This window comes from Micromonospora sp. NPDC049175 (assembly GCF_043197345.1).
In the GTDB taxonomy this organism is placed as follows: domain Bacteria; phylum Actinomycetota; class Actinomycetes; order Mycobacteriales; family Micromonosporaceae; genus Micromonospora.
Genome location: NZ_JBICSY010000001.1, coordinates 731,263 through 756,075 on the forward strand (window position 1 = coordinate 731,263; position 24,813 = coordinate 756,075).

Genomic DNA, 24,813 nt, shown 5'->3' on the forward strand with positions numbered 1-24,813 from the left:
TTTGGCGCGAGTGGTAGCAGCCATCTTGCCGCGCGGAGGATCCTTTGACGAGCACGACGGAGCAAGCCAAACCCACCCACCCCAAGGAGCTCGGCGCGTTCCTGCGAGCTCACCGCGAGCGCCGCAATCCGGTGGATGTCGGGCTGCGGGACACCGGCCGGCGCCGTACGCCGGGGCTGCGCCGGGAGGAGGTCGCGGCACTGTCAGGTGTCGGGGTCGCGTGGTACACGTGGCTCGAGCAGGGCCGGATCGTGCCGTCGAAGAAGGTGCTGGACTCTGTCGCCCGCACACTGGGGCTGCGCCCGGCGTCGTATCGGCACCTTCTGGCACTGGCCGGGCTGATGCCCGACTCGCCGGTCGAGGTCAACCACCAGAAACAGATCGCGCCCAGCACTCAAGAGCTGCTGGATTCGTGGGAGACCAGTCCAGCGGTCCTGCTCGACTGCCGCTTCGACATCACGGCCTGGAATGCGGCGTACGCGGCAGTCTGGTTCGATCCGGAGCTGGTGCCGGCGATCCGGCGGAACCTGATGTGGTTCATGGCCGGTGGAGCGCCTGACGTGCAGGAGACCGTCGAGTGTTGGGAACCGCTGGCTCGGGCCACCCTGGCGCAGTTCCGTGCTCAGACCGCCCGCCGGGCTGAGGATCCGCGGACCCGTGAGCTGTATGCCGTGCTCAACGAGGATTTCCCGGAGTTGTCCGAGTGGTGGCAGTGCCAGGGAGTCGATGACCTGCGCTCGCGGCCGGTCTCGCTCCGGGTCGCCGGGCGGCGACTGCAGCTGAAGCTCTTCGCATTCCGGCCCGTCGACGATCCGGAGGCGCTGATCCTGGTGCAGACACCGGCCCGGGACGCCGATCGGACGCTCATCGAAAATCTGGTGCGTATTTCCCGCTTGCCGCTCCGGCGAGCCGGATGATGCAGCCGGCTGATCCGTCAGTCGCGGAAGAAATTGAGGAATTCGCTGACGATCCGGTCCGGTGCCTCTTCGGGCAGAAAATGTCCGCAGTCGATTGCGTGACCACGGACATCGGTGGCCCATTCCTGCCAGACCGCTTCGACATCGAACCAGCGATCGATCGGTGAGCGCCGACCCCACAGGGTGAGCAGTGGGGCGGTGATCCGGCACCGACCACGATCGGCTCGGTCGTGGTCGAGATCCAGGGTCATCATCGCTCGGTAATCCTCGCACTGGGCATGGATTGTCGCCGGGTCGGCGACAGCCGCCCGGTATCCGGCCAGCGCCTGCGGCGAGAAGAGCTCGTGGTGCCGGCCGAAGTAGAAGGCTTCGGGATCAGCGGCGATCAGGGTCTCCGGCAGCGGCGCCGGCTGGGCGAGGAAGAACCAGCGCCACCATAGGTTGGCAACCTCCAGGTCCGTGCGCTCCAAGGCATCGATGGTCGGCACGATATCCAGTACGGCAAGGCGTTCCACGGCGTCCGGATGATCCAGTGCGAGTCGGTACGCACAGCGAGCGCCGCGGTCATGACCGGCCAGCCGGAAGCGGTCGAACCCCAGTTGCTGCATGACCTCGACCTGATCGCGGGCCATCGCGCGCTTGGAATAGGGCCCGTGATCGGCGGTCGTCGGCGGCTTGCCGGAGTCGCCGTACCCACGCAGATCGGTGACCACGACGGTGAAGTGTTCGGCCAGACCGGGCGCGACCCGATGCCACATCAGGTGGGTCTGCGGGAAGCCGTGCAGCAGCAGGAGCGGAGGCCCGCTGCCGGCGACACGGACCCGGATCGTGGTCTCGGCGGTGGTGACCACCTGGTCCGTGAAACTGTCGAACATGGCAGTGACGGTAAGCGCTGCCGAAAGGCCTCGCAATATCCGAAGTTATCCAATGACCAGAAGTCATAGGGTGCCCGATTGGGGGTCTAAACAGCGGCATTGTTGGGGGGACAGCACAAATCTAGAGTCGAGCCAAGAATCCACGACGGCGAATCCTCGGGGAGTGGGTAGATGGCCGAGTCCGCGAAAGTCCTGGAAACGGAAGGTCTCAGTACGGAGCACCGGACCAGGTTGTGGCAACGGCGCCTCTTCGAGGGAGAGGCGGGCTTGACCCGCTACCTGGCAGCGAACGGCAGTGCGGAGGATGTCGCGGCCTGGCTGCGTCTGCGCGGTGAGATCTTCGCCGACCTGCCCGGCCAGTCCGCACCTGACCCGGCCGGCTGGCAGCGTGTCTTCTTCCGGGCCCAGGCACTGATGGAGCGGTTCGTCGTCGGACGGTTCGGCCACGACGGGCTGGCCGGCTGGACGAACGCGATCGCGCAGGTCTACCGACTCGTCGAGCCGGACTTCGGCGGCGGCGCCGCGGACCCGATCCGCCGTTTCGCCCGGCAGGCCGAGTTGTATGCCTCGGAGTACGCGGTGACGCAAGCAGAGCCCGAGCAGGCAACGATCGAGATCTCGCACTGTGCGATCTGGGACTACCGTGAGCGCGCCCGGGCCCGAGGGGTGGTTCTGACTCTGAAGTCCCCGTGCGAGTTCTGCACCCTGGCCACCTCGGCGAACCTCGAGGCCAAGGGCTACCGGTCGACCTTCGAACTGCTGAACCACCCGTCCGGCCCGGGGTGCCGATGGCAGGCGACCAAACCGTCGGGACAGGAGTCGTCATGTGCGGGGTGACCGGCTGGGTGGACTGGGATCGCGACCTTCGCTGCGAGGTCACCCTGGTCGAGGCCATGACTGAGACCCTGTATCGGCGCGGTCCCGACGACGGCGGTGTCTGGTTGTCGCAGCATGCGGCGCTTGGGCATCGGCGGCTGGCCATCATCGATCTTGCGGGTGGCGTCCAGCCGATGGTGGCACGGGGCGCGGCCGGCGAGCCACGTGCCGTGATCACCTACAGCGGCGAGGTCTACAACTATCGGGACCTGCGTGCCGAGCTGGTTGCCCGCGGCCACTACTTCCGGACCGCGTCCGATACCGAGGTGGTGCTTGCCGGCTACCTCGAGTGGGGTGCCGGGGTCGCCGAGCGACTGCTTGGCATCTTCGCCTTCGCCATCTGGGACGCCGGCTCCGAGGAGCTGCTGCTGGTGCGTGACCGGCTCGGCGTGAAGCCGCTGTACTACGCAGCGACACCGGATAATCTGCTGTTCGGTTCAGAGCCCAAAGCCGTGTTGGCCAACCCACTGTTCGAGCGCGAGATCGATGCCGAGGGCATCGCTGAGCTGTTCGCCGTCCCGACCGCGCCGACTCCGGGGCACGCCGTTTACCGCGGCCTCCGCGAGGTTCTGCCGGGTCACACGGTGACGTTCGGGCGCCAAGGGGTCCGTGAGAACCGTTATTGGACCTTGAGTAGCGATCCGCACACCGACGATCTGCCGACGACTGTCCGCACGGTCCGAGAGCTGCTGGAGGAGGCGGTGCGTAGCCAGCTTGTCAGTGATGTTCCGCTCGGCTCGCTGCTCTCCGGCGGGTTGGATTCCAGCGCGGTGACTGCGCTGGCCGCTCAGTACTCGCCGGACAAGCTTGCGACATTTGCGGTCGACTTCCCCGAGAATGAAGGCGCGGAGGTGCTCGGGGCGTGGAACTCGACAAGTGATTCGCCGTACGCCGCTCTGGTTGCCGAGCATGTCGGCACCCAGCACACCAGGATCGTGGTGCCGTCGACCGAGCTGCTACAGCACCGATCGATCGGTCTCGCGGCTCGCGACCGGCCCGGCTGGGGCGAGCCGGATGTCTCGCTGTACCTGCTGTTCCGCGGGGTGCGGGCACATTCGACGGTTGCGCTGACCGGCGAGGTCGCCGACGAGATCTTCGGTGGCTACCCGTACTTCCATTCCCCGGCGGTCACCGGAGCCTTTCCATGGACGGCCGGCAAGACCGCGCCGGCGGGGCTGCTGAGGGACGAGGTCCGGGCGGAGGTTCGCCCCGACCAGTACGCCGCAGATCGGTTGCACGAGGCATTGGCCGCCGTACCGGAGTTGCCGGGGGAGGCCACGGAGGATGCGCGGATCCGGCGGATCAGCTATCTCGCGCTGACGCGTTGGCTGCCGGCCATGCTGGACCGCAAGGACCGGATGAGTATGGCGACCGGCCTGGAAGCACGCGTGCCGTTCGCCGACCACCGCCTGGTCGAGTACCTGTGGAACGTCCCGTGGGCGCTCAAGAACGCGGGTGGCCGGCCCAAGGGATTGTTGCGGCAGGCAACAGCCGACCTCCTGCCGGACGAGGTGGTGAACCGGCCGAAGAGCGGCTACCCGGCCAGTGCGGGGACGGCGTACGGCGATCGGCTGCGGCTGGAGCTGGCCGACCTGCTGCATCGGGGCGGACCGGTCTTCGACCTGGTGGATCCCGCGAAGGTCGAGGCTCTGGTGCACCGCGGTATGCCATTGCCCGGACCGCGCGCGGCTCCGCATCCGACCGGCGGCGCGGACTTCCTGCTCGCCGTGAACAGCTGGCTGCAGGACTGGAAGGTGCGGATCCGATGACCGGGACCGACGTGCTAACCACCTGGCCGACCTCGAGCGCCTACCGGTCCGCCGCGCGGACCTTCGCGTCGGGCGTCACCGTGGTCTCCACCCGGTACCGCGGTCAGGTGGAGGCCAAGACCGTGTCCGCCTTCTGCTCGCTGTCGCTCGAACCCGCGATGGTGTCCGTTGCGATTGGCACCAACAGCCCGCTGATCTGGGCCATTCGGAGCACACGGCGGTTCGGCATCAGTGTGCTGCACGACAGCCAGCCGGACGTTTCACGGCACTTCGCACGGTCCGCCGCTGACCGGCCGGACGAGACGTTGCCCGACTTCGCGGACACCTGCGGTACGCCGGTCCTCGCGGATTGCCTGAGCTGGTTCACCTGTGAGCTCGCGGCGGCGGTGCCGGCCGGCGACCACCAGATCCTGATCGGCCACGTGACCGATGTGGAGACCCGCCCGGGCCGGCCGTTGATCCACCACGGCGGCGGCTACAGGCATCTCGGACCAGACCTGGAGACGACGACATGAGTTCCTTGACATCGCTTGTGGAACCACGTGGCGCATTGACCGGTGAGCGCTACCGCGCGAGCCTGAACGACGGGCGCAGCGTCTGGCTGGACGGCGAGGAGGTGAAGAACGTCGGCGAGCATCCCGCCTTCACTCCGCTGCTGGACGAGCTCGGCCGCCTCATCGATCTGCAGCACGCTGACGAGCACCGGGACACCCTGACCGTCGAAGACCCGGCGACCGGCCTGCGCATCGGCCGAGGCTTCCATCCACCGACCGATCTTGCCGACCTCCGGGCGCTGCGGCGCAACGCCGCCGTGTGGATGCGGGAGTCGTGGGGGCAACTCGGCCGGGTGCCTGCGTTCATGTCCACGATCGCCTTGGGCGTGTACGACTTCCGGCACCGGCTGGCGGCCAACGATCCGGCGCATGGTGAGAACGCCGAACGCTGGTACCGCTTCGTCGCCGAGCGCGATCTGGTGCTGACCCACGCGCTCGGCGACCCGCAGATCGATCGCAGTGCCGATCCGGTGCAGGATCCCGACCTGGCGCTGCGGATCGTCCGCCGGGAAGGTGACGACGTGATCGTCCGGGGCGCGAAGCAGTTGACCACGTTGGCACCGTTCGCTCATGAGGTCCTGGTCTACCTGTCGGCCAGTTTCGCCGGTCGGGGCGCCGAGGACCTGGTGATCTGGTTCGCGCTCCCGCTGAGCACGCCGGGGCTGCGAATCCTGTGCCGCGAGCCGCTGGGCGGAACGCCGTACGGGCATGCGCATCCGTTCGCATCCCGCTACGACGAGCAGGACGCGATGCTGTTCTTCGACGACGTCCGGGTTCCCGCGGATCGGGTGTTCCTGCTGCGGGACGGCCGGCTGGCACTGGAAGGCCTGACCCGGATCAACGCCTGGAGCCAGTACGTCGGCCAAGTCCGCTATCAGGAGCGGTTGAAGACGCTGCTGGGAGTGGGGACGTTGCTGGCCGAGGCGATCGGCGTCGACTCGTTCCGCAACATCCAGGAGGACCTCGGCCGGCTGACGTCGTTCATCGAGATCCTCGGGCACTTCCTGGCCGCGGGGGAGGCGACCGCGCGGGTCACCGACAGCGGGCTGCTCGCCCCCGGGTCGACGCCCGCCGCGGCGATCTGGGCGGCCGAGGTGGCTGGTGAGGCCCTGGACATCGTCCGGCGGATCGGACAATCCGGCATCTTGATGCAGCCCACCGAGCGCGATATCGAGTCGTCGCTCAAGCCGTTGCTGGAGCGGTACATGCGCGGCGCGAACCGCGACGTACAGGCCAAGTCCCGGCTCTTCCGGCTCGCGTGGGACCTGACGTCGGACAGTTTCGGTCAGCGTCAGGATCTCTACGAGGCGGTGCATCGCGGCGATCCGGCGCGGAACCGGATCAACCTGTTCAAGCGGCACGACCAGACCGAGGTTCGCCGCCGGATCGAGCAGCTGATCGAGGTGCCGCTATGAGCATCGTCCAGCGGGCCAGGGACCTGGCCGGGTACGACGAGGTCAGCCAGATCCGCCAGCATCAGGACTACGACTGGGTGCTGTCGCTCGTCGAACGCCGGCCGCGGCGGATCGCCGATCTCGGGTGTGGCACCGGCGCACTCCTGGCGGCGGTCACGGATCGCTGGCCCGGGCACCTCGACCTGCTCGGCATCGACGGATCGCCCGAGCGGGTGCAGGAGGCCAAGCATCGGCTCGGGCCGAGCGCGCGGGTCTGGCAGGACGACCTGCTGCGACTACCGCAGCTCGTCGAGCGGTTCGACCTGATCACGATGACCTCGGTGCTGCACTGGCTGTACCCCGACGAGCATCTGCTCTACAGCTGGATCGCTCGGCACCTCGCTGCCGGCGGCGACTTCGTGCTGACCACGCACCACCCGCAGGTGCAGGATGACGGATTCGGTGCGGAGGATCTCGTTGCACGGGCAGCCTTGCTCGCGCTGGGCCGACCCGCCGAGCTGGGCGACGTCGTACCGATGGCAGTGCGAGCCCGGCCCGCAGTTGACATCGGTCAGCAGCTGAGCCGGTTCTTCAAGGTCGCCGAGGTCGAGGAGCGGGTGGCCCCGGTGGTCGCGGAGTCGGCAGGTCAGTACGCCGACTTCCACGCGTCGACATTCGGTACGTACTTCAGCCGGTTGGTCGCCGATCACGAGCAGGAAGACTTCTTCCGGGCTGTCGGTGAGGTCGCGGCCGCGTGGACCAAGGACAAGGGATCCGTTTACGACATCACCGTACGAGCGTGGAGGCTGGGTCTCTGACTCCGCCGGTGGCGGCGCGCAGTGAGCTGATCAGGCGCCGCCGCAGGCGAAGATCCTCGGGTGTCTCGAGGGGCGTCGAGATCTGTAGTATGTCGACGCCCGCTCGCCACAGCTGCGCACCCAACTCGGCCGCGGTCTCGGGCGAGGCGACGACGGCCCGTCCGGCCACGTTCGCGATCGCCTGCTCCAGCTCATCCGGTACGGCGATCCGGCCGGGCCGCGTGATCCAGAGCGGATCCGGCCCGAGCCGGGTGCCGAGGTGTACGGCTTGAGCGGCGAGCCGTTCGGCATGGTCTGCCGCGGCGGCATCGGTGTCGCCGAGGATGAAGCTCGCGTTCCGCCAGATCCGGATCCTGCTGTCGTGTTCGGCGGCTGCTGCCTGCACCGCGGCGATCAGCTCGCGGGTCTGCTCGATCGGCTGGGTCGGTATGCCGTACACATCGGCATACCGGCCGGCCAAGGCGATGCCCGCTGGTGAGGTGCCGGCGAAGGACAGCTCCGGCCGCACTGGCGGCAGGCCGGACACCACGTCCCGGACCTGATAGAACTCGCCGTCGAAGTCGAACGGCTCGCGACTGGTCAGGGTCCGAGTGAAGATCTCCAGGAACTCGGCCGCCCGCCGATAGCGGACCTCTTTCGGCAGGTTGTCGCCGTCCCGGCCGACCTCGAGGTCGCTCGAACCGAGGATGAGGTGAACGCCGGCCCGGCCGCCCGAGAGCCGATGGAGAGTCGCGAGCGAACGGGCCGCCACAGTCGGCGCCGTCGTCCCGATGCGGTGGGCCGGCACCAGCCGCAAGGTGCTCGTGGCAGCGAGGGCCCACGCGGCGACGAGCCAGGGGTCCGGCCAGGAGCTGGACTGGGCGACGAGCGCGCTGTCGACGCCGGACTGCTCGTGCTCGACTGCCTGGGCGATGATGTGTCCGGGGTCCGCGTCGCGCTGCCTGGTGTCCGGGGCGAGCCGGAGTGCCTGCCGCTCGCCCGGATCGTGACCGGGTAAGGCGGCACCGCGGACACCACTGCGGATCTCGAGCGTCATCGGGTCTCCACGGCTGGGATGCGGGGAGTGGCGGCGACCAGCTCCTTGGCGTAGGGATGCTCCGGATGGTCGAAGACATCGTCGACAGGTCCGGATTCGACGATGTGGCCGTCCTTCATGACGATCACGCGATCACTGATCTCGCGAACGACCGCCAGGTCGTGCGAGATGAAGACCAGCGCGAGACCGCGGTGGTCGCGCAAGTCGGCGAGCAGGTCGAGCACGGTTGCCTGGGTGCGGACGTCGAGCGCGGACACCGGTTCGTCGCAGACCAGGATCCTCGGGTCGGTGGCCAGGGCGCGGGCGATGCAGACGCGCTGGCGCTGACCGCCGGACAGCTCGGACGGACGTCGCACGGCGAGCTCGGGAGGCAGCCCGACCTCGGCCAGCAGGGCGGCGATTCGTTGCAGCCGATCGCTGCGCGGTACGCCGATCGCGGCCAGGCTCTCGGACAGAACGGACCCGACGCGGTAGCGGGGATCGAGTGCACCGAGGGGATTCTGAGGCACGAACTGCACTTCGCGGCGTCGGCGGCGCCGGTCCCGCTCACCGATGCTGCTCCAGGGATCGGCATCGAGGAGGACATCGCCGGAGTCCGGGCGGAGCAGACCGAGGATCACCTTCGCCAAGGTGCTCTTGCCGGACCCTGATTCACCCACGACGCCGAGCGTCTCGCCGCGAGCCAGCTCGAAGCCGACCCGGGCCAGCGCCTGTCGGTACTGACCAGAGCGCTCGCGGTACCGATGAGAGACCCCGCGAACCGACAGCACCGCCGGTCCCTCTCTGTGCACCTGCCGCGGTTTCGCGTTCCGGTTGCCGGGGATCGCCGCCAGGAGCTCCCGCGTCATTTCGTGTCGTGGGCGGCCGAGGACGTCGAGCGCAGGACCCTGCTCGACGATGCGGCCACGATCGAGGACCGCGATCCGGTCAGCGATCTCGGCCACCACGGCCAGGTCGTGGCTGATCAACACCAGGCCGTGGCCGTCCCGCTTGAGCTTGGCGAGCAGGTCGAGGATCTGCTGCTGGACCGTCACGTCGAGGGCGGTGGTCGGCTCGTCGGCGATCAGGAGTGCCGGACCGGCAGCGAGTGCGCTGGCGATCAGAGCACGCTGCCGGAGACCACCGGACAGTTCGTGGGCGTACTGATTCTTGCGCCGCTCCGGATCAGGAATCCCGCACTCGGTGAGCAGCCGCTCGACCTCGGCATCGCGGGCCGTCCGACCGAGCCGGGTGTGCAGCCGCAACGGTTCGTCCACCTCGGCACCGACGGTGCGGAGTGGATCAAGCGCGGTAAGCGCATCCTGCAGCACGAACCCGATCCGGCTGCCGCGGATTCGCCGCCACTGCCGTTCGCCGTACCGGCTGACGTCCTCGCCGCTGACCTGCAGCCGCTCGGCCGTGACGGTGGCCCGCGGTCCCGCGAGGCCGACCAAGGCCCGGGCGGTGACGGACTTGCCCGATCCCGATTCGCCGACCAGTGCCAGACACTCGCCGGCGGCCAACTGGAGATCGATGTCTTGGGCAACAGCCCGGTCGTCGAAGGAGACCGTGAGCCCGCGGGCGTCGAGCAGTTCGGCCATCAGGTGCTCCGGGTCCGCAGCGAGCGTCCGACGACGCTCGCGCTGATCACGACGGCGGCGATGGCGAGGCCGGGGAACAGGACCAGCCACCAAGCGGTCTGCAGGAAGCTCTGTCCGTCGGCGAGCATGCTGCCCCAATCCGGTGCGGGAGGTGGTGGCCCGAGACCCAGGTAGCTCAAAGCGGACCCGGCGACCACCGCGCCACCCGCCGAGACCGCTGCGAGTGCCAGCACCGGGCCGAGCGTGTTCGGCATGACATGCCGGGCGATTAGATGCAGCGGATGCCGCCCCACCGTGCGCGCTGCCTGGACGAACTCGGACTCGCGGACGGTCAGGACCTGGGAGCGGATCAGCCGGGCATAGCTCGGTGCGGAGGCGAGCCCGATCGCGATCACGACGTTCGCTGTGCCGCTGCCGAAGACGGCGATGGCCAGTAACGCCACCAGCAGCTCGGGGACGGCGAACAGGACATCGATCAGCCGCATCGTGACTCCGTCGGCCCACCGGCCACCAGCCCCGGCGAATACGCCGAGGAGCGTGCCCAGGCTCAGTCCGAGAGCTGTCGCTCCGAGGCCGATCAAGAGGGAGAGCCGGGCACCATGGACGACTCTGCTGTACACGTCACGCCCCAGCCTGTCAGTTCCGAACAGATGCTCGCCGTTCGGCGGCTGGAGGGTGGCGCCCAGATCGGTCGGGTCGGGCGCCCGGTGCGTCAGGAGCTCCGGCCACACGGCAGCCAGAACGATGGTCACAAGTGTCGCGACTGCCGCCAATGTGGCGGGCGACCAGGATCTCCGCGTTCGTCCGCTCATCCGGTACGCCTCCGCAGCCGAGGATCGATGGCGAGGTAGGCCAGGTCGACCAGCAGGTTGATCACTGTGAAGGCGGCCGCGACCAGCAGGACCACAGCGGTGACGACGGGCAGGTCGCGCGAGGCGATCGCCGACAGCAGGACGCGGCCGAGGCCAGGGCGGGCGAAGACCGTTTCGGTGAGCACTGCGCCGCCGAAGAGACTGCCGAGGACCCAGCCGGTCATCGTGGCCAACGCGATGCAGGCGTGGCGGAGAGCGTGCCGTCCGATCAATGCGACCGGCCCGATCCCCCGCATCCGCACGCTCAGCGCGAACGGCTGGGCGAGTGCCGTCTCCAGGCCCTCGCGCAGCACCTGAGTCAGCACACCGGCGACCGGTACGGCGAGGACCACCGCCGGGAGGATCAGCGCGCTGAGGCTGCCCGCCCCGGTTGCGGGAAAGAGCTGCCAGCGGAACGAGAAGAATGTCAGCGCCACCAGACCGAGCCAGAAGGTCGGCACCGAGGCCGCTGACAACTCGGCCATCGACGCCAGCGACCTGGTCGTCCGTCCACGTCCGGCCGTGAGCAGCGCGAGGACGACGGCAGCCAGCACCGCCGTGATCGTCGCAGCGATTGCCAGTTCAGCCGTTGGGCCGAGCTGACCACGCAGCACCTCGGTGACCGGCTGGCCGAGCTGATAGGACCAGCCGAGATCCCCACTGACCAGCCGGCTCAACCAGCGCAGGTACTGAACGACGAGTGGCTGGTCGAAGCCGTACTCGCTGACGATCTGCGCCCGCACCTCCGGGGTGACCAGGGCACCGGAACCCACTACCGCAGCCACCGGATCGCCCCGGACACCTCGGAGGGCGGCGAAGGTCAGCGTCGCCGCGACCCACATCACGGCGACTCCGGCCAGTACTCGGCGGAGGATCAGGGCGATCATCAGCTGCGCTCGACGTCATAGAACAAGGGCCAGCCGTTGGCGTCGAAGGTCAGACCGGTGATCGCGGACCGGACGGCCAACTGCCGCTCGGACACCGCTGTCGGCAGCGAGACGCCCTCGTCGATGATCCGGCGCTGTGCCTTGCCGTACAGATCTTTGCGGGCAACCGGATCCGTGCTCGCGGCAGCCGCTGCCAGCCAGTCGTCGACCGCCCGGTCGGTGAGCCGGGATGCGTTGTTGCCGCCGGCATCGAAGAAGTTCTTCGAGTCGAACATCGTCCGGAGCAGGTCAGGGTTCGAACCACCCCAGGCGAAGGCGATCACGTCGTACTCGCCGGCGTTGCGGACCGGCTCGTAGGCGGCGGCTTCCATCGGTACGAGCTTGAGTTCGATCCCCACCTTCTTCAGGTCACCCTGCAGCGCCTGGTCGAGGGTCCGGCGGTCCTCGGGTGTGTACAGCGGTACATAGAGCAAGGTGGCGGTCAGCCGGCGACCGGCCTTGGTACGGAAGCCTTGCGCGTCTCGGCCGGTGTACCCCGCCTGGTCGAGGAGCACAGCTGCGGCAGCGGGGTCGTACTTGAACGAATTCACCAGACTGGCGTCGTACGCCTCCGTAGCAGGGCTCAGCGGACTCCACGCCCGCTCGTACTCCCCGAAGTAGACGGCCTTGACGGCCCGGTCGACATCGAAGGCCTGCTGGGCGGCGAGGCGGACCCGGCGATCGGCGAAGAGTGGCGACTGGGTGTTGAGGAAGTACTGGTATCCCAGACCTGGGGTGTTGCTGCTCGTGAGCTGGACAGTGGCGTTGTTCTTCAGGGTGCCGACCTGGTTCGGCGGCACCCGATCTGCGATGTCCGCCTGGCCGCTCGTCACACTCCCTACTCGCACGGTGTCCTCAGCGACGAACCGGAAGACCAGCTCGGACAGGTTCGCTGGGCCGGTATGCGCCGCGGTGGCCGGTGCTGAGTTGTACGACGGGTTCCGCGTGAGCACGACCTGCTGGCCGCGGGTGTAGGAGGCGAAGAGGAACGGTCCGGTCCCCACCTGCTGGGCCGGGCTGCCCGCGCAGAGGTCGGCCGCGATCGCCTTGGGCGAGCGGATCCCGAGGTACGACGTACTGGCGGCGGTCAGGAACGATGCGAAGGGGCGGGTGAACCGGACGGCTACGGTCAGCGGGTCGATCACGGTCGTCCCCGCGTACGGCCCGAGCAATCCCGCGGCGTACTTCGATTTGGTAGCAGGGGCAACGATCCGGTCGTAGTTGGCCTTCACGGCAGCGGCGTCGAACGGCGTACCGTCGGAAAACTTCACACCCTCGCGCAGCGTGAAGGTGTAGGTCAGCTCGTCCGCCGACAATGACCACTTGCTGGCTAGCCAGGGCTTGAACTCCCCGTCCTGCCCACGGCTGACCAAGGAGTCGAAGACGTTGCGCATCAGCACCCCGGAGATATCCGACTGCGACACCTGCGTGTCGAAGCACTCCGGCTCCTTATCGGTCGCGAAGACCACCCGGCCGCCGGCCTGACCGGTCGGCTGCCGCACGGCACCCGAGCAGGCCGTTACCAGGGTCAGAATGGTGGCGGACAGCAACGCGACAGGACCAGGGAAGTGCGGCACGAGAGCTCCAGGGGGATGAACGATTCGTCCCGCCGAGCTTGCGTTCCCTGTCGCCGGCCAACCAGACGTCAATCTATGGGGTTGTCTGCAGTATCAGGCTCAGCTGTCGTAGCCGGCACGGCATTCCTGGACACGATCATGGGAGACCTCGGCCCAGCGGGTCACGCCCCCTCAGTCCCGCCCGCCGGCCTCCGCACCACGCACTGGCATACACGGCCCCGTGACGGCCCCTACCGGGACGACAAAGACCCTGCCAACGTCACGGAAAGTAACCGGGATGGGATGCGGGTCCGGCCTCGAGTCGGGGAACCGGCGGACAACACGTCCGGCAGCGCACCCGCAACCCGTACGTCTTCCGGGGCATGATCTACTGCGCCGCCTGCGACCGACGCATGCAGGGCCAGTACAACCACGGCGACGCCTACTACCGCTGCCGCTTCCCGCAGGAGTACGCCCTCGCCAACCAAGTTGATCATCCCAGCAAACGTGTACCTGCGCGAGGATGCCCTCACCGACCCAATCGACACCTGGCTGGCCGCCGCCTTCGCACCCCACCACGTCGAATCAACGATCACCGCGATGACCGCGATGACCGAAGCCCAGCCCATGGATCATTCGCCCGCAGCGGGCACAGCAGCTCAGACGATCATCACCGAGTGCGACGCCAAGTTGGAGCGCTTCCGCGCCGCCCTCGACGCTGGAGCCGACCCGGCGGTGGTCACTGGCTGGATCGCGCAGACCCAGGCCGAACGCGCCCGTGCGGAGGCAGGCCTCCGCGCGAACACGGGCACCGCCCCGCGCAGGATGAGCCGAGCAGAAATCACGACCCTGGTGAACGCGCTCGGCGACATCACCGCCGTGCTCTGCGACGCCGATCCCGCCGAAAAGGCCGAGGTCTACCGGCAACTCGGTCTCCGACTGAACTACCAGCCTGAAACGCAAACGGTGCGCGCTGCAATCGATCTCAGCGCGCACCGTGGAGTAATGGTTCGTGTCCGAGGGGGGACTTGAACCCCCACGCCCTATACGGGCACTAGCACCTCAAGCTAGCGCGTCTGCCATTCCGCCACCCGGACCTACACGTTAAGCCTACCCTGCCGACCAGATGATCTTTCCACCCGATGTCGGTACGGCGGGCCGCACGGGGAGTTACTGTACACGCCGTCCGTGGATCATGCACATCGCCTTCCGGCGCTCCTCTCCCGGCACTTCCGCCGCTGCTCAAAGGCCTGCTCACGGGCTGCTCAAAGGCCCGCTCACGGGCCGCGTACACCCCGTCAACTCGCCGCCCGGGGCGTGTCCGGGTAGCGTCCGGCGGCCCTCTGACGGCAGCATTGCCACGTGTCCCATCCCTCTCCCCTGGCAGCCGCCCAGCACCGGGCCCTCGCCCTGCGCGCCACGGGCGACCTCAGGGCCGCCCGGCAGCTACTCGCGGAGGCCGTCGCATCCGCTCCCCCGCCGTACGGCGACGATCATCCTGAGATGCTGCACACCGCGCACCTGCTGGCGCGGCTGCACCGCGAGGCGGACGATCCGCTCGGCGCCCGCCGGGTGCTGGAGGAGGCGTTCGCGGCGGGCGAGCGACGTTGGGAGCACTCCGACCCGGTGATGCTCGCGCTCGCCTTCGAACTCGCCGAGGTCGCCGAGGAACTGGGCAACCGGCACGAGGCCCGACGCAACTACACCCGCGTCGCCGCCGCCGGGCCGGCCACCCTCGGGGAGCACCACCCGGCGGTACGCGCAGCCCGCGCCTACCTCGGCCCGTCCGCGTCGACGCCCACCGAGCAGCACGGGTCGGACCCGGTCGCCGCGTCGGCGGAGTCGGGCATCCGGTCGGCGCTGTCCGGCCCGACCCTGTCGATGGCGACGCTGGCCGCGATGCGTCCCTCCGCCGATGGCCCGACGCCCACCAACTCCCCGTGGGCTCCGCCACCGCCGGTCACACCCCGAGCAACCCCTCCCGGGGTACGCGACACCGCCGCACCCCACCCCCCCGGCCACACCGCCGCAGCGCCGGCTTCTTCTCCGCGTACGCCGGGCCCTTCCCCGAACACGCCGACGCAGCCCAGCCGGGGGCCCGGCGCACCCGCGGTGGCGCCCCGCCAACGCGTCGACGAGCAACCGCCCGGGTCCGCCCGGCCAGCGGTCAGCCAATCCTCCCGGCCCGTCCCGGAGAGCCAGCCGCTCCGATGGGCAGCGGAGGGCCCGCCAACCCAGTCGAGCGCCCAGGGCCAACCACCCCGGCCATGGGCTGAAAGCCAGCCACCGCCGTCTGGCGACCGGCCGCCACCGCGACCGACGGCCGGGCCAACCGCGGCGCCCCGACAGCGGGTAGGCGACCAGGCGACCCACCCGGCGGCCGACGTGCCGCACCGGCCGTCGACCCCACCCGCCCCGGCGCCGGCCGTCACCACGCCAGCGCCGGGGACGCCGGCACCTCCGTGGGACAACCCCACGATCCAGGTACGACAGATCGAGCCGCTCCTCGCCGAGGAGGCTGAACGAGCCGCTGCCGGACAAGCCGGAGCGACCGGACCGGCCGACGCGTCCGCCATCGACGCGACGTCGTCGGGCCGACCGTCCCCAGCCGTTGGGCAGCCAGGCCCGGCGCAGCCGGTGAGCGGACCACCAGCCCACCCGGTGAGCGGACCACCAGCCCACCCGGTGAGCGGACCACCAGCCCACCCGGTGAGCGGACCACCAGCCCACCCGGTCAGTGGGCCACCGGTCGGGACGCCGCCCGTCCACCGGTACCCGGTCTCCGGGCCACCGGCGCACCTCTCTCCGACGTCCGCACCACCGGCGCACCCCCACCCGGTCTCCGCCCCACCCAGCCACGGACAACCCGTCTCCGCACCACCCGGGCACGCCTACCCCGTCTCCGCACCACCCGGTTACGGACAGCCCTCCTCCGCACCACCCGGGCACACCTACCCCGTCTCCGCACCACCCGGTTACGGACAACCCTCCTCCGCACCACCCGGGCACACCTACCCCGTCTCCGCACCACCCGGCTTCGGGCACCCTGTCTCCGCGCCTCCGGTGAGTGCGCCGCCCGTACCGCCGTGGGGGATGACCGCGCCGCCGTGGAGCCGCACCGCCCCACCGCAACCCCTGCCGACTCCCGGTGCCGGCTCCGCCGAGGGGTCCCCGACCGACGTGGACGACGGTGGCGTGGACGATGGGTTCGGGTTGGGTGGCGGCGACGCCGCGGTGGTGCCGGCACAGCGCACCCCGCCCGCGATCTTCGACCAGACCGAGGTGATCCCGTCCGTCCAGCCGAACAGCGACCCGACCAGGGGCGACGCCAGGCCGCCCCTGGCCGCCGCCGCGCAGTCGAGTGTGGTCGTGCCGTCGGCCGAACCGACTCCGGCAGCGTGGTCGACGGACGTAGGCGCCGGGGCGGCAGGGTCGACGCACGTAGGCGCCGGGGCGGCAGGGTCGACGCACGTAGGCGCCGGGGCGGCAGGGTCGACTGACGCAGGCGCCGGGGCGGCGGGGCCGGTGCCGACCGCACCGCGATCGGTACCGCAGCACCCTGACCAGCACCCGACCCACACCCAGTATCCCGGCCAGGGCCAGTACCCGACCCACACCCAGTACCCGGGCCAGGACCAGTACCCGGCCCAGGACCAATATCCGACCCACCCTCAGTACCCGACCCAGGACCAGTACCCGACCCACGATCAGTACCCGGGCCAGGATCAGTACCCAATTCGGGAGCACCAGCAGACGCAGGTGCCGTACCCGGGTCAGCAGTACCATCCGCTGCCCGACTACCGGCCGTCGTACACCGATGAGGGCGGGTCGGGGCGCAACCGGGCGACGCTGATCGGCGCGGCGGTGGCGGCCGGGGTGGCCGTCGTGGCGGTGGCCGGCCTGGGTGTGGTGGTGCTGACCCGCGACGACCCGCCGCCCGCGGGGAGCACGCCGACTGCCACGGCACAGGCGACGGTCGGGCCGCCTCCCGGCGATCTGCAGCTCCGCGACGACGCGACCACGATCACGCTGACGTGGACGGACCCGTCCGGCGGGGCGGTGCCGTTCATGGTCGCCGCCGGTCGGGCCGGGCAGCCCCTGGGGGTGATGGCCACCGTGGACCCGGGTCGGACGAGCTACACGGTCAACGGGCTGAACTCGCGGGTGGATCACTGCTTCACCGTGTTGGCGGTCTACTCCACCGACAGCTTCGCGACCTCCGGACAGGTCTGTACGACGCGGGAGCGCGCCACCCCACCGAGCGGCGGGCCCTCGGCCCGACCGTCGCCGAGCTGAGGCGTGCCGGGCCGCACCGAGCTGAGCTGGGCGTCCACTGCGCACACGCTCGGTATCCACAGGGGTGACGGTGCGGGTTCCCCCGCCACCAGCAGGGCCATATGATGGCACCCGGCTCAGGGGAGGGGCGGCCGCGAGGCACGCCACCTGCCACGACTCACGGGAGGCAGCCGGCTGTGGCCAGCATCGAAGACGCCGTACCGACCGACGCCCCCCGCTCCCGGTCCCGGCTGCGCGGCGGGCTGGTGACCGTTGGCACGGTGGCCGCACTGCTGGCGGCCATGGGGCTGACCGTCCTCGGGCTCGGCGCGGCCGACAACGCGGTGGCCAACTACGACGCGAGTTCGTGGTTGTGGAGCGCGGCGCGCAGCGAGCTGGCCCGGGTCAACGGGGTCACCGCCCGGGTGGACACCCGCACCGAGATCCCCGGCGCGGTCCGGCACCCGATGCAGATCACCCAGACCGACCGGTTGCTGGTCCTGCGTGACCTGCACACGGGGCAGGTCAGCTCACTGGACCTGGCCACGCTCCAGCTCACGGCGACCACCCGGACCACCCCCGGCCTGGGTGTGAGTGTCGCTCTGCACGAAGATTCGGCGTTCGTCGTCGACGCCGTGCAGGGCATCGTGCGGCAGCTCGACCCGCGGTCGCTGACCCCGGTCGGCGAGCCGGTGCACTATCCCCCGGGCATCACCGGCGGGACGTTCGACGGTGAGGGCCGGCTCTGGGTCGCGGTGCCGAGCCAGGGCACCGTCTCGGCGATCACCGCCGCCACGTTGCCGTCCGCGCCGGCCTCGGCCGCGCCCGCCGGTGCCGGGCTCAGCCCGAAGCAGGTCGAGTCGTACGACGTCGCCGAGGCCAGCCACGAGCTTGCGGTGTCCACCCTGGACGAGGGGGTGGCGGTGCTCGACCGCACGGCCGGGAAGCTGGTGCGGGTGCAGCAGGGCAAGGTCCACCCGACGCCGTTGGCGTTGTCCGGTGCGGTGGCGATGCCCACCCGCACCAGCGGGCAGCGGGTTCCGGTGACCGTGCCCGGCGAGCGGCGGGTGCTGGTGGTGGGTGACGGTGGGGAGGAGCGGGCCTTCACGGTGCCGGGCGAGGGCGACCGGCTCAGTGCGGCGGTGGCGTGGGCGGACCGGTTCTACTGCGCCGACGAGGCCACCGGCAAGATCTATGCCTTCGACACGGGTGGTCAGCTGGTCGAGACGATCAGCGGGCGGGCGAACGGGCCGCTGGAGCTGGAGGTCCGGGAGAATCACCTGTTCATCAACTCTCCCGACGCGTCGACCGCCCGGGTGGTGGACGACAAGCACCAGGTGCGCGAGGTCGACAAGTACGCCAACGACGTGCTCGGCGGCGATCCGCCACCTGTTGCCCCGCCGCCGCCCCCGCCGAAGAAGCCCCGGGTGGGCAAGCCGAGCGCGCCGCGCAGTGTCACCGCCGCCGCCGGCAACGCCCAGGCGCGGGTGAGTTGGCGGCCGGCCGCCGCGAACGGCGCCGAGATCATCAAGTACGTGGTGGAGGGTGCCGGCCAGCGCCTGGAGGTGGGTGCCAACCAACGCGCGGTGGAGGTCAAGGGCCTGACCAACGGCGAGACGTACCGGTTCGCGGTGCACGCCGTCAACGCCAAGGGCGACGGTCCGCCGCGCAACAGCAACCCGGTGATCCCGACGGCCGCGGTGCCCGATCCGCCGGCAAGCGTGACCGCCCAGGAGCGACCGGACGGCACGGTGCTGGTGAAGTGGCCGGCGGCGAACGGCCAGGGCAACACCATCGCCCGGTACGCCGTGACGGCCAGTTCGGCGGGGACGAACGCGCCGGTCGGTGAGTCGACGAAGACGGAGCTGGTGGTGCCCGCCGGTGAGTTGGAGTTCGGCACCCAGTACGCGTTCACGGTTGTCGCGGTCAACGACAAGGGCGCCGGTTCGGCGGCGTCGCCGGTCAGCAACACGGTGGTGCCGTTCGCGGTGCCCGGTGCGCCGCTCGACCTGCGGGCCGGCACTGTCGCCAACCAGCCGGGCGCGGTCACGGTGCAGTGGGCGCCGGCCGAGGCCAATGGTCGTCCGGTGACGAAATACCTGGTCGACGTCGGTGGGCGGGTCAGCGAGGTGGCCGACACGCGCACGACGGTCACCGGGTTGGGCAACGGCCAGAACGTGACCGTGAAGGTGAGGGCGGTGAACGAGGCGGGGCCGGGTCCGGAGGCCACCGCCACCGCCCGCACGGTCGCCGAGCCACGGGTCACGGTGACCGGCTCGTCGGCGACGGCCGTCGGGGCGACCGTGACGTTCACTGTGGACGCGGGCGGCGGGCAGGCCACCTGCGCGGTGAGCACGCCTGGTGAGCCGACGAAGGCCGGGGCGTGCTCCAGCATCACGATGACGGGCCTGACGCCGGGCACGGCGTACACGTTCACGGTGACGGCGACAAACGCCGCCGGCAAGGGCACGGCGACGAGGGCCCAGGCCACGCCCGCGCTGTACGGGATCGCGACCTGCAACAACGGGCCTGACGGCGCCCAGCGCACCTACTGCAACAGGGAGGTCGACGGCCGCAACGGCAACGAGATCTTCAAGGTCGCCGAGCAGGACAACGACAAGCAGGCCGGCTGGGCGGAGCCCGGCACCCGGTTGAAGGCGTACTGCAAGAAGACCGGCGAGGACGTCGACTCGTGGATCTACAACAACCAGAAGCGCAGCAAATGGTGGGTGCAGGTCGAGTACAGCGGGAAGAACTACATTCCCTGGGCCTGGCTCAACCTGGAGGGCGGCGACGACATCAACGTCCTGCCCACCTGCTGAACCACCAGCCAAGGAGCACCGCCGACCGTGAACACCCACGAGCCGCTCACCCAGCCGGAGGTGCAGGGCTTCGCCGCCCTGGCCGCCCGGCTGGCCGAGAACGTCAACGCGGTGGTGCTCGGCAAACCGCAGGTGGTGCGGCTGGCGCTGACCGCGCTGTTCGCGCAGGGTCACGTGCTCCTGGAGGACGTGCCGGGGGTCGGTAAGACGACCCTGGCGCGGGCCATCGCCGCCACGGTGAAGGGTGAGTGGCGGCGTATCCAGTTCACGCCCGACCTGCTCCCGTCGGACGTGTCCGGGGTGACCATCTTCAACCAGGCGAGCCGGGACTTCGAGTTTCATCCGGGCCCGGTCTTCGCCAACATCGTCATCGCCGACGAGATCAACCGGGCGTCGCCGAAGACCCAGTCGGCGCTGCTGGAGGTGATGGAGGAACGCACGGTCACCGTGGACGGGGTCCGGCACCCGGTGCCGTCGCCGTTCCTGGTGGTGGCCACGCAGAACCCGGTGGAGATGGACGGCACCTACCGGTTGCCCGAGGCGCAGTTGGACCGTTTCCTGGTGAAGCTGTCCGTCGGCTACCCGGACGAGGCGGTCGAGGTGGAGGTGCTGCGGGGTGCGACGGTGCGGTCCCCGGAGGCGCTCGCCCCGGTCACCGACACCGCCACCGTCGGGGAGATGGTCCGGATGGCGCGCCGGGTGCACATCGCCGAGCCGCTCTACGCGTACGCGGTCCGGTTGGCCGCCGCGACCCGCACCCACCCGCAGGTGCGGGTCGGGGTCAGTCCCCGGGGTGTGATCGCGTTGACCCGTGCGGCGTGCGCGTACGCGCTCGTCGACGGTCGGGGTTGGATCATGCCGGAGGATCTGAAGGCGCTCGTCGAGGCGGTGTTCGCGCATCGGTTGCTGTTGACGCCGGACGCCCAGGTGCGCGGGATGACCGCCGCCGAGGTGCTGCGTCAGGCCGTCGCCTCGGTGCCGGTGCCCCTGCCGTCGGGGCAGCCCGCTCCGGTGCAGGGCTGACCGGCAGCAGCGCGATGGGGATCACCGCCCGTGGGATCGGGCTGCTCGTCGCCGCCGTGGTGCTGCTGGGGACGGGTTTCCGGTTCGCGTACCCCGAGTTGACGTTGCTGGGCGCGGCGGCCGGGGCGGCCGTCGGCTACGCGGCGCTGGTCGCGGCCTGGCGGCCCCGGCTGACGGTGACCCGGCACGCCGATCCGGATCGGGTGGCGCGTGGCGAGCCGGCGAGCATGACGTTGACCGTGCGCAACGCGGGCCGGCTGCGGTCGGCGAACCTGTTGGCCGAGGACCGGTGTGGGGAGCGCAGCGTGCCGGTGCCGGTGTTGCGTCTGCGGCCCGGCCGGGACACCGAGGTCCGCTACGACGTGCCGACCCACAGGCGTGGGGTGGTGCCGGTGGGGCCGCTGCGGGTGACCCGGCGCGATCCGCTGGGGTTGGTGGCGTTGGCCCGCGCGTACGGCGCGGCGGTGCCGGTCTGGGTCTACCCCCGGGTGCACCCGCTGACGGCGGTGCCGCGGGGTGCCGGGCGCAGCCTCGACGGCCGGGTGGACGGGGTGCCCCACGGTTCGATCACGTTCGACTCGCTGCGGGAGTACGTGGTCGGCGACGAGCTGCGCCGGGTGCACTGGCGGACCAGCGCCCGGGTGGGTGAGCTGATGGTGCGGGAGAACGTGGACACGAGCCTGCCGCGCCTGGTCGTCCTGCTGGACAACCGCTACCGGGCGCACCCGCAGCGGGTGGGCGGGGTGGCGGAGTCGTTCGAGTCGGCGTGTGAGGCGGCGGCGTCGGTCGTCACGGCCGCGCACCGCGCGGACCTGCCGGTGGTGTTGCTGTTCGCCGCTGCCGAGCCGACCGCGCCGGGAGCGGCCACCGGATCGGCTGCGCCGGGAACGCACGACGAGCAGACGGATGTCGGCAGCGCGCTGGGGCCGCTGGACCGGCTGGCCGCCGCCGAACTGTCCGACGCGGACGAGGCGGTCCGCGGGGCAGCTTCCCGGCTGCGCCAGGACCGGCTCGGTGACACGTTGATCTTCCTGACCGGGCCGGGTGGGCGGGACGACCTGGGGCACGTCGGGGCGCTGCGGGGGGCGTACCCGTCGGTGGTGGTCGGGGTGTTCGGCGCGGCCGAGCCGACGCCGCCGGGCGCGGCCGGCCTGGTGGTGGTCGACGCGGCGGACGGCGCGCAGTTCGCCGCCGAGTGGGACGGGGTACGCCGGTGGTGACGGGCGCCGTGCGGGTGCTGCGGGCGGCGGTGGTCCCGCTGGCGCTGATCGGGTTGACCGCGCTCGCCGGGGTGGTGCTGGGCCGGGTGTACGCGGGGAGTCTGCTGACCGGGCTGGTCGTCGGCGCGGCGGCCGGTTCGGTGCTGGTCAGCGTGGCCGCCCGCCGGCTGCCGTCCTGGCTGGTGGCACCGGTGTCGGTGGCCGCGATGGTCGGCTGGACACTGTGGTCGCTGCGGCTGGCCGCCGACCGGGCCGCGCTTCCGGGCGGTCTGCTGGAGATCACCGGCGACGCCGCGCGCAACGGTATTCCGCGTTTGTTGACCGCGATGATCCCGGTGGAGCCCACCCCGGACACGGTGTTGGTGCCCGTGGTCGCCGCCTGGCTGGCCGGGCTGGCCGGTGCGGAGGTCGCGCTGCGCACCGGCCGGGTGCTGCTGGGCTACCTGCCGGCGGCGGGGCTCTACGCCGCCGCCCTCTACGTGGTGGGCCCGAATGCCGCCCCGGCGGTCGGGGTGACGGTGGCGTTCGTCGCGGTCGCCGCTGTCGGTCTGGCGGCCCCCACCGGCGCGGCGTCGGCTCCCACCGATCTGGCCCCTCGGGTACGCGCGGCGGTGCGGCTGCGGCTGGCCACCAGCGCGGCGCTCGGGGTGGCGCTTGTGGTCGGGCTGGTCGCGCTGCTCGGACCGGTGGTCGCCGACCAGGTCGACGGGCGGCCGGTGGACCCGCGCCGGTACGTGGAGCCGCCGCAGGTGCAGACACTCGACGAGAACCCGTTGATCCGGATCTCCGGCTGGGCGCTGCGCCCGGAGCAGAAGCTCCTCGACGTGAGCACGGAGCGCACCGGTGTCTCACCCCAGGTGCCCGGGGGCGCCGCGCCGGGGGCCGAGCCGGCCGGCGGTGCCGGTGGCGGTGCGCGGATCCGGTTGGCCGTGCTCAGCGACTACGACGGGGTGACCTGGCGGGTCGGCGCGACGTACCGCAACGCTGGGCGGATCCTGCCGGCCGCCGCCCCGTCCCGGGACAGCACTGTGGAGACGGTCCGCCAGCAGATCACCGTGGCGGAGCTGAGCGGTCGGCTGCTGCCCGCGGTGGCGACGCCCCGGGAGGTCAGCGGCGCGCGGGTGGCGTACGACCCAGCGAGCGGGACGTTGATCCGGCCGGAGGGGTTGACGCCGGGGCTGCGGTACGCGGTGACCTCCGCCGAGGAGCAGCCGGACCCGAACCTGTTGGCCAGTGCGAACGTGCCCGCCGGTGCGGAGGTGGCCCGGGTGCTGCGGGTGGCCGACGGGGTGCCCGACCCGATGCGCCGGCTGGCCGCGCAGCTCGCCGAGGAGAACGGCGCGCCGTACGCGCGGGCGCAGGCGATCGAGCAGTTCCTGGCCGAGCACTACCGGGTGGTGGCGGACGCGCCGAGTGGGCACGCGTACCCGAATCTGGGTTTCTTCCTCTTCGGGCCCCGGGCCGGCGGCGGGCAGGAGGGCACGTCGGAGCAGTTCGCGGCGGCGTTCGCGGTGCTCGGCCGCCTGTCCGGGCTGCCGACCCGGGTGGTGGTGGGTTTCCGGGCCGGCAAGCAGGGGCCGGTGCTCGCCGGTGACGCGTTCGCCTGGCCGGAGGTGCTCTTCGACGGGCTGGGTTGGGTGCCGTTCGACCCGCTGCCCCGCCCGAACGAGGAGCCGAGGCCGGTGGAGGAGGATTTCCGCCCGACACCCGAGGATCCGCCGCCGTCGGAGGCGCCCGCGCCGACCGTGGAGCCGAGCGCGTCACCGGAGCCGGTCGCCGCCGGTGACGGACCACCCGGCCGGGCTGGCGTGTCCACGCCGCTGCTGGTCGCCGGCGGCAGTGGTGGCCTGGTGCTGCTGGTGGGGGCGCTGCTGCTCACCCTGCTGGCGATGCGCCGCTCGCTCACCCGCGCCCGGCTCGGTCGGGGCGATCCCGGCCAGCGCATCGCCGGCGCCTGGCGGGAGGTCACCGACGCGCTCCGGCTGGCCGGCCGACCGGTCGGGGACGACCTGGCCGCCACCGAGGTCGCCGGGCACGCCCGCCAGACCCTCGCCGCCGCCCGTGCGGGGACGACCGCCGACAGTACGACCGCCGACGGTACGACCGACGGGCCGGCCGTCGACGATCTGGCGGCCCTGCTCAACCAGGTGAGCTTCGCCCCGGGTGCCGCGACGCCCGACCAGGCCGCCCGCGCCGCCGAGGTGGCGATGGCCTATGTCAACACCCTGCGCTCCGCGCGTCCCTGGTGGCGTCGCCTCCTCTGGTCGGTGCACCCCACTCCCCTGCGCCGCGCCCGCCGCTGATCGCACGCTCGCTCGGCC

At 70.9% G+C, this 24,813-nt stretch carries 18 protein-coding genes, 1 tRNA gene and 1 pseudogene; 13 read left to right on the forward strand and 7 right to left on the reverse strand.

What is annotated here, in order from left to right:
- Positions 1–44 precede the first annotated feature (44 nt).
- A complete protein-coding gene (locus tag ACGFH8_RS02965; protein WP_393362509.1) occupies positions 45–917 on the forward strand; it encodes a helix-turn-helix transcriptional regulator in 873 nt (290 codons plus the stop codon).
- A gap of 17 nt (positions 918–934) precedes the next feature.
- Here the strand turns inward: ACGFH8_RS02965 and ACGFH8_RS02970 are convergent, their stop codons facing one another.
- Entirely contained in the window at positions 935–1,768 is an 834-nt protein-coding gene (locus ACGFH8_RS02970) for an alpha/beta fold hydrolase (protein WP_393362512.1), read from the reverse strand.
- 291 nt (positions 1,769–2,059) lie between these two features.
- Here ACGFH8_RS02970 and ACGFH8_RS02975 point away from each other — a divergent pair, with 291 nt between their 5' ends.
- The 5 genes from ACGFH8_RS02975 to ACGFH8_RS02995 are packed head-to-tail and all read left to right on the forward strand — an operon-like array spanning position 2,060 to position 7,203.
- Positions 2,060–2,629, forward strand: coding sequence for a hypothetical protein (locus ACGFH8_RS02975; protein ID WP_146247468.1), 570 nt, complete (start codon positions 2,060–2,062; stop codon positions 2,627–2,629).
- Positions 2,617–4,437 (forward strand): asparagine synthase (glutamine-hydrolyzing), encoded by a 1,821-nt coding sequence (asnB, locus tag ACGFH8_RS02980; protein WP_393362515.1) that lies wholly within the window; start codon positions 2,617–2,619, stop codon positions 4,435–4,437. Before ACGFH8_RS02975 ends, asnB begins: the two co-directional genes overlap by 13 nt.
- Positions 4,434–4,952 (forward strand): flavin reductase family protein, encoded by a 519-nt coding sequence (locus tag ACGFH8_RS02985; RefSeq protein WP_393362518.1) that lies wholly within the window; start codon positions 4,434–4,436, stop codon positions 4,950–4,952. Before asnB ends, ACGFH8_RS02985 begins: the two co-directional genes overlap by 4 nt.
- Positions 4,949–6,406 carry a 4-hydroxyphenylacetate 3-hydroxylase N-terminal domain-containing protein gene (locus tag ACGFH8_RS02990; RefSeq protein ID WP_393362520.1) on the forward strand — a complete coding sequence of 486 codons (1,458 nt, stop codon included), beginning with the start codon at positions 4,949–4,951 and terminating at the stop codon, positions 6,404–6,406. Before ACGFH8_RS02985 ends, ACGFH8_RS02990 begins: the two co-directional genes overlap by 4 nt.
- The gene (locus ACGFH8_RS02995; protein ID WP_363720636.1) at positions 6,403–7,203 is read left to right on the forward strand and encodes a class I SAM-dependent methyltransferase; all 801 of its coding nucleotides are present in this window, start codon (positions 6,403–6,405) and stop codon (positions 7,201–7,203) included. Before ACGFH8_RS02990 ends, ACGFH8_RS02995 begins: the two co-directional genes overlap by 4 nt.
- Here the strand turns inward: ACGFH8_RS02995 and ACGFH8_RS03000 are convergent.
- The 5 genes from ACGFH8_RS03000 to ACGFH8_RS03020 form a co-directional block, all read right to left on the reverse strand.
- Complete coding sequence (locus ACGFH8_RS03000) at positions 7,172–8,239, reverse strand: LLM class flavin-dependent oxidoreductase (protein WP_393362523.1); 1,068 nt, start codon at positions 8,237–8,239, stop codon at positions 7,172–7,174. The two genes, ACGFH8_RS02995 and ACGFH8_RS03000, sit on opposite strands and share 32 nt — an antisense overlap.
- Positions 8,236–9,819 (reverse strand): dipeptide ABC transporter ATP-binding protein, encoded by a 1,584-nt coding sequence (locus tag ACGFH8_RS03005; RefSeq protein ID WP_393362526.1) that lies wholly within the window; start codon positions 9,817–9,819, stop codon positions 8,236–8,238. The genes ACGFH8_RS03000 and ACGFH8_RS03005 overlap by 4 nt, the downstream gene beginning before the upstream one ends.
- Positions 9,819–10,304, reverse strand: coding sequence for an ABC transporter permease (locus ACGFH8_RS03010; protein ID WP_393362529.1), 486 nt, complete (start codon positions 10,302–10,304; stop codon positions 9,819–9,821). The genes ACGFH8_RS03005 and ACGFH8_RS03010 overlap by 1 nt, the downstream gene beginning before the upstream one ends.
- A 323-nt stretch (positions 10,305–10,627) precedes the next feature.
- The gene (locus ACGFH8_RS03015; protein WP_393362532.1) at positions 10,628–11,557 is read right to left on the reverse strand and encodes an ABC transporter permease; all 930 of its coding nucleotides are present in this window, start codon (positions 11,555–11,557) and stop codon (positions 10,628–10,630) included.
- Positions 11,557–13,173, reverse strand: coding sequence for an ABC transporter substrate-binding protein (locus ACGFH8_RS03020; protein ID WP_393362535.1), 1,617 nt, complete (start codon positions 13,171–13,173; stop codon positions 11,557–11,559). Before ACGFH8_RS03020 ends, ACGFH8_RS03015 begins: the two co-directional genes overlap by 1 nt.
- Positions 13,174–13,535: 362 nt before the next feature.
- On the opposite strand from ACGFH8_RS03020, the pseudogene ACGFH8_RS03025 reads away from it, so the two are divergent.
- Positions 13,536–13,616 (forward strand): annotated as a pseudogene (locus tag ACGFH8_RS03025) (hypothetical protein); the annotation flags it as partial.
- Between the two features lie 43 nt (positions 13,617–13,659).
- A complete protein-coding gene (locus ACGFH8_RS03030; protein ID WP_393364563.1) occupies positions 13,660–14,184 on the forward strand; it encodes a hypothetical protein in 525 nt (174 codons plus the stop codon).
- Here ACGFH8_RS03030 and ACGFH8_RS03035 read toward each other — a convergent pair.
- Positions 14,166–14,249, reverse strand: a tRNA-Leu gene (locus ACGFH8_RS03035). The two genes, ACGFH8_RS03030 and ACGFH8_RS03035, sit on opposite strands and share 19 nt — an antisense overlap.
- A 265-nt stretch (positions 14,250–14,514) precedes the next feature.
- Between ACGFH8_RS03035 and ACGFH8_RS03040 the strand changes: the two genes are divergently transcribed.
- The 5 genes from ACGFH8_RS03040 (at position 14,515) to ACGFH8_RS03060 (ending at position 24,795) form a co-directional block, all read left to right on the forward strand.
- Positions 14,515–17,448 carry a tetratricopeptide repeat protein gene (locus ACGFH8_RS03040; RefSeq protein ID WP_393362538.1) on the forward strand — a complete coding sequence of 978 codons (2,934 nt, stop codon included), beginning with the start codon at positions 14,515–14,517 and terminating at the stop codon, positions 17,446–17,448.
- A 176-nt stretch (positions 17,449–17,624) separates the two neighbouring features.
- Positions 17,625–20,249, forward strand: coding sequence for a fibronectin type III domain-containing protein (locus ACGFH8_RS03045; RefSeq protein WP_393362541.1), 2,625 nt, complete (start codon positions 17,625–17,627; stop codon positions 20,247–20,249).
- 27 nt (positions 20,250–20,276) lie between these two features.
- Positions 20,277–21,272, forward strand: a complete 996-nt coding sequence (locus tag ACGFH8_RS03050) for an AAA family ATPase (protein ID WP_393362544.1) — start codon at positions 20,277–20,279, stop codon at positions 21,270–21,272.
- Between the two features lie 14 nt (positions 21,273–21,286).
- Positions 21,287–22,492, forward strand: a complete 1,206-nt coding sequence (locus ACGFH8_RS03055) for a DUF58 domain-containing protein (protein WP_393362547.1) — start codon at positions 21,287–21,289, stop codon at positions 22,490–22,492.
- Complete coding sequence (locus tag ACGFH8_RS03060) at positions 22,486–24,795, forward strand: DUF3488 and transglutaminase-like domain-containing protein (protein WP_393362550.1); 2,310 nt, start codon at positions 22,486–22,488, stop codon at positions 24,793–24,795. The genes ACGFH8_RS03055 and ACGFH8_RS03060 overlap by 7 nt, the downstream gene beginning before the upstream one ends.
- Positions 24,796–24,813 lie beyond the last annotated feature (18 nt).